The sequence below is a fragment of the Erythrobacter sp. HKB08 genome, from assembly GCF_004114695.1.
Classification (GTDB): Bacteria; Pseudomonadota; Alphaproteobacteria; order Sphingomonadales; family Sphingomonadaceae; genus Parerythrobacter_A.
The window spans coordinates 2,478,931-2,492,323 of record NZ_CP035310.1 but is presented as its reverse complement, the minus strand read 5'-3'; the positions used below and the strand labels follow the sequence as shown (position 1 = coordinate 2,492,323).

General features: G+C 64.7%; 10 protein-coding genes. 4 read left to right on the top strand and 6 right to left on the bottom strand.

What is annotated here, in order from left to right:
* Positions 1-60: 60 nt before the first annotated feature.
* From EO245_RS12045 to tsaD, 3 genes are read right to left on the bottom strand one after another with little or no spacing between them, the layout of a single operon-like run.
* Positions 61-1,551 (bottom strand): lipopolysaccharide biosynthesis protein, encoded by a 1,491-nt coding sequence (locus EO245_RS12045; protein WP_128893159.1) that lies wholly within the window; start codon positions 1,549-1,551, stop codon positions 61-63.
* Positions 1,552-1,558: 7 nt separating this feature from the next.
* Positions 1,559-2,536: an NAD(P)H-dependent glycerol-3-phosphate dehydrogenase gene (locus tag EO245_RS12040; RefSeq protein WP_128893158.1), complete on the bottom strand. Its 978-nt coding sequence runs from the start codon at positions 2,534-2,536 to the stop codon at positions 1,559-1,561.
* 11 nt (positions 2,537-2,547) lie between these two features.
* The gene (tsaD, locus tag EO245_RS12035) at positions 2,548-3,582 is read right to left on the bottom strand and encodes a tRNA (adenosine(37)-N6)-threonylcarbamoyltransferase complex transferase subunit TsaD (RefSeq protein ID WP_128893157.1); all 1,035 of its coding nucleotides are present in this window, start codon (positions 3,580-3,582) and stop codon (positions 2,548-2,550) included.
* Positions 3,583-3,625: 43 nt separating this feature from the next.
* Between tsaD and hemC the strand changes: the two genes are divergently transcribed.
* Genes hemC through EO245_RS12020 form a run of 3 tightly spaced genes read left to right on the top strand, consistent with a single transcriptional unit; the run spans position 3,626 to position 6,214 of the window.
* Entirely contained in the window at positions 3,626-4,552 is a 927-nt protein-coding gene (hemC, locus tag EO245_RS12030; protein WP_128893156.1) for a hydroxymethylbilane synthase, read from the top strand.
* Positions 4,549-5,235, top strand: coding sequence for a uroporphyrinogen-III synthase (locus EO245_RS12025; protein ID WP_128893155.1), 687 nt, complete (start codon positions 4,549-4,551; stop codon positions 5,233-5,235). The genes hemC and EO245_RS12025 overlap by 4 nt, the downstream gene beginning before the upstream one ends.
* A 46-nt stretch (positions 5,236-5,281) precedes the next feature.
* A complete protein-coding gene (locus tag EO245_RS12020; RefSeq protein ID WP_128893154.1) occupies positions 5,282-6,214 on the top strand; it encodes a hypothetical protein in 933 nt (310 codons plus the stop codon).
* A 14-nt stretch (positions 6,215-6,228) separates the two neighbouring features.
* On the opposite strand, the gene EO245_RS12015 is transcribed toward EO245_RS12020, so the two are convergent.
* Positions 6,229-7,443, bottom strand: coding sequence for an FAD-dependent monooxygenase (locus EO245_RS12015; RefSeq protein ID WP_128893153.1), 1,215 nt, complete (start codon positions 7,441-7,443; stop codon positions 6,229-6,231).
* A gap of 145 nt (positions 7,444-7,588) precedes the next feature.
* Between EO245_RS12015 and EO245_RS12010 the strand changes: the two genes are divergently transcribed.
* A complete protein-coding gene (locus tag EO245_RS12010) occupies positions 7,589-10,807 on the top strand; it encodes an FG-GAP-like repeat-containing protein (RefSeq protein ID WP_128893152.1) in 3,219 nt (1,072 codons plus the stop codon).
* Here EO245_RS12010 and EO245_RS12005 read toward each other — a convergent pair.
* A complete protein-coding gene (locus tag EO245_RS12005; protein WP_128893151.1) occupies positions 10,804-11,682 on the bottom strand; it encodes a glycosyltransferase in 879 nt (292 codons plus the stop codon). The genes EO245_RS12010 and EO245_RS12005 overlap by 4 nt on opposite strands.
* A gap of 3 nt (positions 11,683-11,685) precedes the next feature.
* The gene (locus EO245_RS12000) at positions 11,686-13,314 is read right to left on the bottom strand and encodes an asparagine synthetase B (RefSeq protein WP_234027015.1); all 1,629 of its coding nucleotides are present in this window, start codon (positions 13,312-13,314) and stop codon (positions 11,686-11,688) included.
* Between the last annotated feature and the right edge of the window lie 79 nt (positions 13,315-13,393).

Below are 13,393 nucleotides of genomic sequence, written 5' to 3'. Positions count from 1 at the left end.
AAAGGTCGAGTTGGCGCAGTTAATGCCTACTGAACGCTAAGTTCCTGTTCGTTCAGGAAGCTAGCCTTCTTCCGGGCCGCCCATGCTTTTCTTGAACAGCATCCGCTCTTCCGGGCCAAAGCCCTTGTGCCAGATGACCCAGCCGTAAACGAACAGGATCGCCGGGATGCCGAAGATCAGCTCGGCCCACTCGGGAAGCTGCGTTGCCGCGAAGCCGACGACGATCGCGGGACCGGACGCCCAGACCAGCGCCCAGCGCCAGTTGTTGACCGTGTGGCCGAGGATGCGCGAAATCAGCCATGCCTTGACCAGCGATGCCGTGCCGAGCGCGATGGCAAGGGCAAGCGCCGCTGCTGCCGCCTTGTACGGCTCGCCATAGCCGAGCGATTCCACCAAGAGGATGAGGCCGACGGTCAGCGCGCCCTGGAATGCGATGGTCGCGATCGAGATCCACAAATTGCGGACCCGCGCAACATAGACCAGCGCCGCTTCCGACACGACCGCGGTCGCCGCAATGACCTCTGCCGCAAGCAGGAAAGCCAGCGCACCCGTACCACCGACGAAGTTCGGACCGACGAGACCCATCACCGCCTCGCCCGGCACGCCCAGCGCCAGCGCAATTCCGGCCTGCGCCGCGATGATCCAGAAGCCGACGAGGCACAGCTGCTCGGCAATCGCCTTCTTGTTGCCTTCCTTCAGGTTGCGCGTGATGACCGGGCCGAGGATCGGCTCGAAGCTGGTCTTGAGCTTCTGCGGCAGGCTCGCGACCTGCTGGGCGATGTAATAGACGCCGACCGCAGCCGGCGCCGCGAACAGGCCGAGGATGAAGATGTCGACGCGGCGCGTGCCCCACTCGACCGCATCCGCTGTCGCCAGGGGCAGCGCCCGCCAGGTCTGGCGCGCCATTGCGAGCGGGTCCGGCTTCCATGCAGTGGGCAGGCCGTAGGTGCGCAGGAAGGTCCACAGCCCCGTCAGCAATCCGGCGTAGATCGACGCGAGATAGGCCATCTCGAGCCCACTTCCCGGGATCCAGTAGAAGAACACGCCGGCGAGGATCGAGATCGACCACGGCTCCACCACGGCGCGTGCGCGGACGGTGGTCGCGATGTCGTAGCGATAGGCCTGCGCGGCGAGCACGATCTCCGTCAGCGCGTAACCGGGGATCGCGAGGACGATGAACTTGTCGAGGTAGTCGTACTCGCCCGCCGGAAACAGCGGCGCGGGCACGAACCAGAAGAATACCGCGGCTAGCCCTGAAAAGATCAGCGCGAGCAGCAGGCCGTCGAACACGACATTGGCCGGATCGTCGTCTCGGTCGGTCAGCCGCTGGGCAAGGCCGCGTTTCTCGCCGAGCGAGCAGATGAGCGCTACCAGCTCGACCACGACAAGCGCGGAAGCGAAGCGGCCGAGCGCGTCGGCCCCGTAAAGGCGACCGGCAATGAACAGGAACGGCAGGCGCGCGGCGAGGCGCAGGAGAAAGCCGAACACATTGGTCCGTCCACCCTTGGCAAGCGCTTCGATATCGCCCTGGTTGGTTCCTTCGGCCGCCATGATCCGCCTATTCGGCCCTCAACGGCCGGGACAGCAGGCCGGAGACGACCGACTGCGCGTTGGAGCCTGACAGGAGTTCGTTGACCGCTTCGACGATCGGCATGGCGATCTCGTGCTGCTGCGCGAGTTTGAGGAGTACCGGCGCCGTGTGCGCGCCTTCCGCCACTGTGCGGCGATCCGCCATCAGCGCTTCGGCCGATTGCCCTTCGCCCAGTGCCTTGCCGAGCGAGAAGTTGCGGCTCGACGTCGACGAGCATGTCAGGACGAGGTCGCCGAGCCCGCACAGCCCCGCAAGCGTTTCGCGCTGCGCGCCCAGCGCGTCGCCGAAGCGCTGCATTTCCGCATAGCCGCGAGCAATCAGGGCAGCGCGAGCGTTCTGGCCGAGATTCAGCCCGTCGACCACGCCGCAGGCGATCGCGAGGACGTTCTTCACTGCACCGCCGATCTCCGCACCGACCACGTCGTCGGAATAGTAAGGGCGGAACTGCGGCCGGGCGATTTCGGGCGAAAGCCGCGCCCACTGCTCCTCGCCGCCGCTGCAGGCGAGGGTGACGGCAGTCGGCAGGCCCGCGGCAACTTCGTGCGCGAATGTCGGACCAGAAAGGATGGCGATGGCGCTGTCGGGCGAGGCTTCGGCTGCGACCTCGTTCATCATCTGGCCGCTCGATGCCTCGATCCCCTTGCTGCAAAGCACGAGGTCGCGCGGCTGCGAGGGCAGGGAGGTGAGAACCGCGCCGAGATGCTGCGCAGGGGTAACCGCCAGGAGGATATCGATGCTGCCCAAGTCCGACAGGTCGCCGGTTGCCCGGATCGTCGGTGCAAGCTCCGCGCTCGGCAGGAAAAGCTCGTTGCGGTGGCCGGAATTGACCTGCTCGACCACTTCGGGCTCGCGCGCCCACAGCAGCACATCGCGGCCATCGCTGGCGAGCATCTGTGCAAGGGCCGTGCCCCATGCACCAGCGCCGAGAACTCCGATTACGGCCATCTATGCCCCCCTCAGGCCTTGTAACCCGCGCCGCGCACCGGCTCGGCATCCGGATCGAGCGGCCAGCGCGGTCGCGCAGCCACGTCGAGCGGGTCCGACTGGCCCGAACCCAGCCGTTCCACGCCCGCCCAGGCGATCATTGCGGCATTGTCGGTGCACAGCGCAAGCGGCGGTGCGACGAAACGCATTCCGTGTGCTTCCGCCAGCGCTTCAAGGCTTGCGCGCACCGAACGATTGGCCGCCACGCCGCCCGCAACGACGAGCGAGCCGACTTCGCCCATCGCGTCGAGCGATACGCGCAGGCGATCTTCGATGCAGTCGATTGCCGCCTGCTGGAAACTCGCGGCGATATCGGCGTCGGCATATTGCCCGCTTTCCTTGGCGCGCAGCACCGCGCTCTTGAGCCCGGCGAAGGAGAAATGCGGCTCCCCGCTGCCGACGAGCGGGCGGGGGAGCGGTACGGCGGCGGCATCGCCTTCCAGCGCCAGTTTTTCGACTGCCGGACCGCCCGGATAACCGAGGCCGAGTATCTTGGCAGTCTTGTCGAATGCCTCGCCCAGCGCATCGTCGATAGTCGTTGCTAGGCGGCGGTATTGGCCGACACCGTCGACCCGCAGGATCTGGCAATGCCCGCCGGATACGAGCAGCAGGGCATAGGGAAATTCGAGGTCGCGATCGGCAAGGCGCGGGGAAAGCGCATGCCCTTCGAGATGGTTGATCGCGATCAGCGGCACATCGCCCGCCATCGCGAGAGCCTTCGCGCTGACGAGGCCGACCATGACCCCGCCGATCAGGCCCGGCCCGGCCGTGGCGGCAATCGCGTCGAGGTCGGAAAGTTCGAGACCCGCGTCCTGCATCACCGCCTCGATCATCGGGGCGAGGCGGTCGGCATGGGCGCGCGCGGCAATCTCCGGCACGACCCCTCCATAGGGCGCGTGCTCGGCATCCTGCGATGCAATCCGTTGTGCAACGATTTCGCCTTGGGCTGTCACCAGTGCAGCGGCAGTCTCGTCGCAGCTCGATTCAATGCCGAGAACGATGGCCATGGCGCTTCCCCTGAACCAGATGCCTCGCTAGGGCAAGCGCCGCATGAGCACGGATGTGAAACTACGGCTTGGCACGCGCCAGTCACCGCTCGCCCTGGCCCAGGCCGAGGAAGCCCGCGACCGCCTGTGCGCGGCGCATGGCTGGTCGAAGGCGCAGGTCGAGCTGGTCAAGGTCGTCGCGAGCGGCGACAAGATCCAGGATCAGCCGCTCGCCGAAATCGGCGGAAAAGCCTTGTGGACCAAGGAACTGGACGCGTGGCTCGCAGAAGGACGCATCGACGTATCGGTCCATTCGATGAAGGATGTAGAGACGCTGCGTACCGATGAACTGCGCATTGCCGCCATGCTGCCGCGCGAGGACGTGCGCGATGTGCTGATCGGCGCCGAGAGCCTCGCCTCGCTGGCCCCCGGCTCGCGCGTCGGGACCAGCGCGCCGCGCCGCGCGGCGCAGTTGCTGCACGCGAGGCCCGATTGCGAAATCGTCGGCATGCGCGGCAATGTCGCGACCCGTCTCGGCAAGCTCGATGCGGGCGAGGCGGATGCGACCTTCCTCGCCGCCGCGGGCCTCTCGCGGCTCGGTATGAGCGTGGGCATTGCGCTGGATAGCGAGACATGGCTTCCCGCTCCGGCCCAGGGCGCGATCGGGCTTGAATGCCGCTTCGACGACGGGGCGACGATCGCCCTGCTCGATGCGGTGAACCATGGGCAGACGTTCGACGCAGTCATGCTCGAGCGCGCCTTGCTCGAAGGTCTGGGCGGCACCTGCCACAGCCCGATTGCCGTCCTGAGCGAGAAGAGGGGTGATAGCTTCCACCTGCGCGCGGCCATCTTCAGCGCCGACGGGCGGGAAAGGCAGGCTGGCGAAATCGACGTCGCAGCAGGCGATTTCGCGGCAATGCACGCTTTTGCGCAGGATTTGCTCGACAAGAGCCCGCCCGCGATCCGGAAGCTGTTCGACGGCCAGCAATGAGCGAGCCGGTCTTCGTCTTCCGCCCCGAACCGGGCTTTTCGGATACCATCGAACGCGGCAAGGCTCTGGGCCTTGCGATGACAGGGCAGCCGCTGTTTCGCATCGAGCCGGTCGCTTGGGAATGCGGCGATTCCAAGGGCTTCGATGCGATACTTGCGGGCAGTGCGAATGCGTTTCGGCACGGCGGTTCGCAACTGGACCAGCTCACCCAATTACCCGTTCTCGCCGTAGGTGAAGCCACTGCGGCTGCCGCAAGGGATCGCGGTTTCGAGGTCGAATTGACGGGCAGGGGCGGACTGCAAGCGCTGCTCGACAACCTCCCCAAGAAGCCAATCCGCCTACTGCGCCTCAGCGGCGAGGACCGCGTCGATCTCGATATTCCCGGTCACATCTCGGTCGCCGAGGTCGTGGTCTATCGCAGCGCGCCGCAGCCGCTCGACCAGTCGACGGCTGGTGACCTTCGCGAAGGGGGCGTGTGCCTGATCCACTCGGGCCGCGCGCTCGAACAGCTCGGACAGGAATTCGACCGGCTCGGGATCGACAGGGCGCGGCTGAAGCTCGCCGTGATTGGCCCACGGGTCGCCGAATTGGCCGGTCCCGCCTGGGGAAAGGTCGCCATTGCCCCGACCCCTGACGATGCGAGCCTGTTGGCTTTGGCACGCGACCTGTGCAACAACGGCTGAAAATAGCGCCGAAAATGGCGCATGACGGGTCGTAGAACGGAACGGGATGGACAGTATCAATCGCAAGCGCCGCAAAAGCGGCTCCATACAGGCTATTCTCGGCGTCGCTTTGAGCGCCTTCCTGCTCGGGGCGCTGATCGTGGGCTATTTCTCATGGCGCGACGGCGGTCCGCTTTCCTCCGATGAAGAGGCGGTGCAGGTCGAAGAGGAAGCGCCCAGCGCTGCGCTGACCGCGTCTCCCACGCCCGGAGCAAGCCCGACGCCGAGCCCGACCGCTTCCGAAGCGACCGTTCGTGCTGCCGAACAGGCGACCGAAGCGGTCGAGCGCGTGGCCGAGCAGCAGGGCGGCCTCGAACAGCGCCTTGCGGCTGCCGAACAGCGTCTTGCCCGGCTCGATCTCCAGGCACAGGCCGCATCCGGTAATGCCGCGCGGGCCGAGGGCTTGTTGATCGCCTTCGCCGCCCGCCGCTCCATCGAGCGCGGGGCCGAACTCGGCTATCTCGCCGACCAGCTGCGCCTGCGTTTCGGTGATGCGCTGCCCAATGCAGTGGCCACGATCATCGAGAATTCACGCGATCCGATCACGCTCGACCAGCTGATCGCTCGGCTCGACGGGCTGGCCCCGCAGCTGCGCAACACGAGCGAGGATTTCACCTTCGAGCGTTTCCGGCGCGAGCTGAGCGATATCTTCACCGTGCGCCGCGAGACCGCTCCGTCGCCGCAGCCCGAGCGCCGGATCGAACGTGCGCGCCTGTTCCTCGAAAGCGGGCGTGTGAGCGCTGCGATCGAGGAAGTGCAGAACATGCCCGGCGCGGACAGCGCGGAGGAATGGATTGCCGATGCCAAGCGCTTTGCTTCGACGCAGCGCGCGCTCGACCTTATCGAGACCTCGGCGGTGCTCGAACCGACGCGCCTGCGCGACCGGGAAGGGCAGCGGGTCGAACAACCCGGCCCCGGCGCGGAAACCGTCAACAACTAGGTCAAGGTTCGGCCTCAGCCGGAGAGTAGCTCGGGCATGTCGCCCGTGACGCCGCGTGCCTCGTCCATGAACCACGTCTTCAGCACCGGAATGCGCTGCACGCCGGCCATGCCGAAACGGCGGATGGCCGATGCCGTCTTGCCGGGAATGCCGAACAGGCGGGTGAGGCCGTCGGTCGCGAGCGCGACCATGAAGGAATCGAGCCCGCGCCAGTTCTCGTAGCGCGTCAGCAACTGCGCATCGCCCGGATCGAGGCCGAGACGCATGCCGTCTGCCAGCACTTCGACCAAGGCCCCCACATCGCGCAGGCCGAGGTTCAGGCCCTGGCCCGCGATGGGGTGGATGCCATGCGCCGCATCGCCGACCAGCGCGAGCCGTTCGCCCGTGATGCGCGCGGTATGGTGGAAGCCGAGCGGATAGGACGAACGCGCGCCGACCGAACGGATTTCACCGAACAGCCCGCCCATGCGCTTCTCGACCTCGGCAAGGAACGCGCGATCGGAAAGTTTCAGCGTTCCCGCCGCATCCTTCTCGTCGACCGTCCAGACGAGCGCGCTGCGGTGCTCGCCATTCTCGCCATCGAGCATGGGGAGCAGAGCGAAGGGGCCGGCCGGATAGAAGATTTCCCACGCGACATTGCCGTGCGGCTTTTCGTGGACGAGCCCCGTGATGATCGCGCGGTGGCTATAGTCCCACTTGGCGATCGAGATGCCTGCATCCTCGCGCGTGGGCGAGCCGCGACCCTCCGCGCCGATCATCAGCGATGCGTTGAGCTCGCGGCCGTCCGCAAGCCGTGCCGAGACGCCGTGCTCGCCGCGCTGGCGCCCGACGATCTCCGCCTTCGAATGCCAGGCGATCAGCGGTTCGTCGCTGGCCGCTTCGAACAGGGCGAGGCGCAGTTCGCGGTTGGCGAACATGCGGCCCAGCGTCCCTTCGTGCGGTTCGGGCGTGAAGTCGATCTCGCCCGGCTTCATCTGGTCGGTCACCGCGATCGAGGCGATGCCGCAGCCGTGCGGCTCGAGCCGGTCGGCAAGGCCGATATTCGTGAACAGGTTCCAACTTGCCGTCGAAATGGCCGAAGCGCGGCCGTCGAACCCTTCTGCAGTCAGTTCGGCCGGATCGGCCCGGTCTACTACGTGGCTGGAAATGCCCTTGCGCGCAGCGGCGAGGGCAAGCGTCATGCCGACGAGACCGCCACCGAGGATCAACAGATCGCGTTTTTCATCCATGAAAAGCGTCCTAGAGTTGCGCGAGCCCGACTGACAAGCCTGCTGTTTGCAATTGCTGTTGCGGCCCGCGCGTCGCATCCTTAGACCTTCGCCTAACGGGACATATGTGATGGCGTCGCCAGCATGCGCGGCGTGAGGGGAATAGATGGCAACTGCCGCTGCGGCCGACCGGCCGGACAACGTTTTCGTAAACCTGCTGCGTGATCGGCGGATCGTTCTATCGGTCCTGCTGACGGCTGCGATCGCGACCTATTTCTGGACCCAGTCGCGCTATCCGGCGCTGAACGAAAAGGCTGCGATGGGCGGCGATACCAATATGAGCGGTATCGCTTTCGACGAAATACTCGAATGGGTGCCGAACAGCAGCTTCGCCTGGGAACTGACCGTAAACACGGTCAACTGGATCTACACCAACTGGAAGGGCATGACCTTCGGCGTGCTCTTCGCTGCCTGCGCGTTGACGTTGCTCGGGCTGATAGAGCGCCGCGGATTCAATAACCGTTTCGCCAATGCGGCGCTGGGCGCGGCCATCGGAACTCCGCTGGGCGTGTGCGTCAACTGCGCTGCGCCGATTGCGCGCGGCCTTCACAGTGCCGGAATGCGGCTCGAGACGACGCTGAGCGCGCTGATCGCCTCGCCGACGCTCAACGTGATCGTGGTGAGCATGTCCTTCGCGCTGCTTCCATTGCATCTCGCGACGCTCAAGCTGGTCGGCGCGCTGGCTTTCGTACTCATCGGCGTGCCGATCCTCACGCGGATTTTCCATCCCAAGGGTCTGGAAGACGATGCGATCGCGAAGATGCAGGGCCAGGTCGACGATCGCCGCGGCTGGATCGCGCGCAAGCTCGAGGCGCTGCGTCCCCTGCCGGTGCCCGCGTCCGACGTCGACAGCTGGCCCAAGGCCTTCGTCTGGCTGGCCCGGACCTTCGGCCGGAACCTCGTATTCATCATCGCGGTCACCGTGCCGCTGATGCTGCTGGCAGGCGCGCTCGGCGCGATCCTCATCACTTTCTTCGATTTCCAGGAATTCCGCCGGGTTATCGGTGTTCCGACGTCTGTCCCCATGATTCTGGTCGCAATGACGCTCATTGCCGTGGTGGCGATCTTCCTGCCGGTACCGATTGCCTTTGACGTCATTCTCGCAGTCATTCTCATCAACGCGGGTTGGCCGGTGCGCTATGTCATGCCGCTGCTGTTCGCGCTCGGCTGCTACAGCGTCTATTCGTTTATGATTGTCGGGCGAGCCATATCCTGGCGAATATCCGCTGCGATGATGGGGTCGCTCGCGGCGCTGGCGGTAGTGCTGGGCGTTGCGGCGAACTGGATCGACAAATCCATCATCGAGGAGCGGCATGACGCGAATATCGCCTTCCTCAGCTCGATGCCGACCACACAGATGGAGCGAGCGCCGGGCCAGCCTAGCCTGGCACCGCTCGATGAGGCCGGAATCCCCGAGATAACCTACCGCCCCGTTGCAGCAACGGTCGCGAACGAAGGACCAGGCACCGTCTCCGTGGTCGAGGCAGCACCGGTGAATACACCGAGCGCCGGGGCCGACATCGGCTTCAGCCGGCTGCTCGGTTCGGAAGTGGGACTCGACCTTCGTCCGCAGTCTGCGGGATACGAAGTGCTCGAGCCATATACCTTCTTCTGGGGCCTCGCATCGGGAGATACGGACGGCGACGGCTGGGTAGACATTCTCATGTCGCGTACACCCGCGACAGGGGGGCTCGCCTATTTCCGCAACATCGGTGGACGTTTCCAGGAGGTGCCGATCATGCTCGGCCCGTTGGCAGAACAGTTCATCGGGACAATCATGCTGAGCGACCTCAATGGTGACCGGCGACCCGACCTTTTCGTGTCGTCCTACATGCGGGGGACCCACATACTGTGGAACCGCGATGGCCGCTTCGACTGGAACGACCGTACCGACCTGCCGAATGGCGATGCCGGGCTCGTGGGAGCGCCCGGCTTCGCCGACCTCGATGGCGACGGCGATATCGATATACTCGCTGCGAACTGGACCATCGGGACCACGGCAAACAACGGCAACCCCTATCTGCTTTCATCGCAGGACCGCATCTTCTGGAACGAGGGCGGCAGCTTCACGCCGCAAATGCTCGACGGTGTGCCGGGCGAAAGCCTTGCGTCGTTGATCACCGATATCGATGGCGATGGTCGACCCGACTTGATTATCGGCGACGACGTTTCCACCGCAGACAAGATTTATCTCAACCAGGGCGAGCGCAAGTTCCGTCTGGCGCGCAAGTCCGACGGGATCGTTCCCTACCTGACGCGCACTTCGATGAGCCTCGACATGGGTGACATCGACAATGACCTGATCGATGAATTTTACGTCGCACAGATCGCATGGTCGCGTTGGCGCGTGGAATCGGTCGAGCCGGAAATGAGCTATTGCGGAATGGCGGAAATGCAGGCCGGAGACAGCCGGGAATGCTTCCTCAGTCTTAGAAACAGGAGTCTCAGCGCCAACCTAGCCCACTCGCTCTATTCTCGCTGCGACGAAATCCAGGACTCGCTCTACCGCTGGGTGTGTGCGGCGCGCAGCCTGAGTTTTCGGGCAAGTTTCCTCGGGGAAACGTCCGAATGCTATCGTCTCGTGCCCTACGGCGCAGAGTGGAAGGAAATGTGTGAGGTCGCGGCAAGACCCCGATTCCCGAATGCCGAGAAGGTCATGGAGGAGCAGGATTACGTCGGCGGCATCAACGCGCGGAATATCTTCTTCAAGCGCACAGCTGGCTCTGGCTTCCTCGACGAGACTACTCGTTTCGATGTGGCGAAGCCGGGCTGGAGCTGGAATTCGCGCTTCGTCGATCTTGACCAGGACGGTTGGCAGGACATTTTCGTTGCGACGGGGATGGCCTATCATCGCAATACGACGCCCAACACATACTATCGCAACAGGGGTGGAGCGGGCTTCGTACAGGCACAGGACCGGTTCGGCCTGTCCGACACGGTGCCTTCGACCACTTATGCGTTGATCGATTACGATCGCGATGGCGATGTGGACGTGATCCGTACCTCGGCGGTGACGCAGCCGATTATCCATCGCAACGACGCACCGGCTGGCGGCGCGCTGTGGGTTCGCCTGCAGGACGATATCGGCAACCGGGACGCGATCGGAGCGCGCATCGTCGTGACAACCGACGACGGCATTTCCCGTGCACGCGATATCCGGCAGAGCGGCGGGTTCGCGACCGGGATCGATCCCGTGGCACACTTCGGCCTCGGTAAGGCGTCCCGCGTCGCGAAGATCGAGGTAACCTGGCGTGACGGGGCCAAGACCAGCATCGACGGCGAGTTCGCCCCGAACAGCGAAATCATCGTTCGCCGAAGCCGTTAGCCCGTCGGTCCAGCTTCCCTGCGAGCAAGGAAGCGGCGATAGGCGCCGTGCCACTGTGCAAGCCCGAAGGCGTAGTCGGCGTTGCGTGACATGGCCTCGACTTGTTCGCCCAATAGCCAGGGCTTGGCCGGGCCGTTGAAATGCAGGCCGATCGCCTCGCGTGCGGGAATGCGATGCTCTACGGCGATTCGCTCCACGTGACCGAGCATCAAATTGTATGTCGGGTCGAGGATATGGACTTCTTGGCCGAAGCACGAATTGAGGACCGCCTGATCGGTATGGTCGCTGCTAATCCGCGCCCAGCGTACCGGATCGAGATGCCCGAGGACGGCTTCGCGGGCCTTGCTCGTGCGAAGCTCGGGAGCGACCAGCATGAAGCCGGCATTGAAGCTTCGGAATTCCGAGACCTCCCGAGACACAGGGACCTCCGCGAGGCTTTCGCTGTCCCGCGTGTTGCCGGACAGAAGCGCCCGGTCCCCGCAGGCTGCGATCCGGGCGCCTGACACGAGCGCCCTTTCGACCGACCCACGAAACATCATATCGCTGTCGATGAAAAGCGCAGCTGCGCCGGTGTCGCCGCCGAACAGGTCGAGCGAATAGAAGCGCCGCTTTCGACCTGACAGCTTTGGGAATTGAGCGACCAGCCTGTCGACGCGCTCGCACAGGTCAGGTGCGGGCGTGCGACATTCGAGACCTGCGAAAAGCCTGCCGAAGTCGTGCTGGGTCGTCTCGTCTAGGTCGTCATGCAAGAGGACGATCCGGCCGTCGAACCAGTCGTTTTGCTGGAGGAAGCTCTCCAGCATGACCTGCGTTCCGGGCACGAAGTCCCGGGAGGTGACGGTGAAGAGATCGATAGGGGCGCTCCTGCCGGTCATCGCTCAGATATCCAGGAACTGGATTGCCCGGCGCAAGTGCCCGAACTGCGGTTCGCCTATCCCCGGCGGGTTCCTTAGCGCGGCGATCAGCCTGTCCATGTCGAAGAAATGCGCGCGCGCCAGGCTGCTGCGCCGGTCCTCGACCTCCTCCGCTATGCCGCGGTAGAATTGCTGCAGCCTCCGCTCGAGGGCCGTGGTGCGCAGTCTCTCCCGTTTGGAGGTTTCGCAGCGGATGTTTTCGGGCAGGATACCCTTCATCATTTCGCGAAAAAACCAGCGCCGCGTAGGGCCTTGGCGGAAGAGCTCGCCCGGCAGGCTGTAGGCGAATTCCATCACCCGCCGGTCGAGCATCGGGTAGCGGTAACGAACACCGTGCTCGTGGCCCGAGATTGCCCAGTCCTCGATCCTGGCGCTGGTCGCCCCGGTGTCGAGGATGGAGCGCATGGCCGTGCGGCAGCTGCTATAGTCGATGACAGGACCAGGCTGGATATCCACCTGCGCCAATGCGTCGCTGGTGAGGAAGGTGCCGGGGGCTACCCCAAGCTCGTTCCGCCGGCCTTCGCGCAACTCGCTCAAGGCCGCGCGCAGCGAACTGGCGAGCCCCTTGATGCCACTATGCGGGGAGAGGGCGGCGAGATCGGCGAGCTTGAGCTGTGCGAGATATTCGGCATGGATTCCGCGGCCATTGAAGCTGATCGCCTCGTCGCCGCCCCAGCCCGACAGGATGGTCGAGATGCCGTTTTGGCCGGCATCCCGCTGGACGGGCAGCTCATGCATCAGGTTCCATTGCGATGGCGCGACAGACCAGTCGCTGCGCCAGAGATCCGCGAACTCCCGGTCGGAAAGATCCGGAATGCGCAGATCCATCTCGACCAGGGCCGCAGCTGCAGCGATGCGCGGGCCTTCTTCCGTTTCCGAAGGCCCCTGCCATGCATAGCCCGTAACCTGCCGCCCGCTTTGCCTGACGAGCGCATCGCCGATGACGAGGATTGCTGAGCTATCGAGACCCCCGGTCACGTGAATGCCGACCCGACCCTGCGCCGGTATGCTGTCCGCGATAGCTCTCTGGAGCAATTCCCGCCCCTGTTCGACCAGCTCCGCTTCCTGGCCGTCTCTTCGAGCGACCTGCTCGAATGGTTTCCACCACTGCTCGCGCGTCCAATTGCCGTCTCGCATGAGCAGATGATGGCCGGCGGGAAGGCGCTCGATACCTTTCCAGAATGTCCTGTGCGCTTCGACCCGGCGGCCGCCGAGTAGTTGCATCACGGCATAGGCCTCGTCGAACTGAGGCGCATTGCTTGAAGCGACGAGACTGCCTGGCTCGTTCGCGATCAGCAGGCTTTCGCCGTCCTGCGTGTAGAAGAGCGTGCGAAAACCCATGTGGTCGCGGCCCAGAAGCACGCTTCCCTGACCGCGATCGAGGATCGCGAAGGCAAACTCACCCTGGAGGTGACGACATAGGTCCGCGCCCCACCGCCTGTAGGCTCCGAGGATCAGTCCGGCATCGCTCTCGTCAGGCGGTATACCGAGCGCCTGCGCCAGAGCAGCCCGGTCCCGAAGGCAGGAGTCGGCTAGGACTTCCAGTTGCCCTGAAGGGTCGCTGTTGCGCGCGAACCTGCCTTGCAAAGGCATGAGTGAAGTGATCGATTTCATGGGCAAGCGGCAAGAAAAAAGGCCCACGGCAAAAACGCCTTGGGCCTTCTTCGAATTT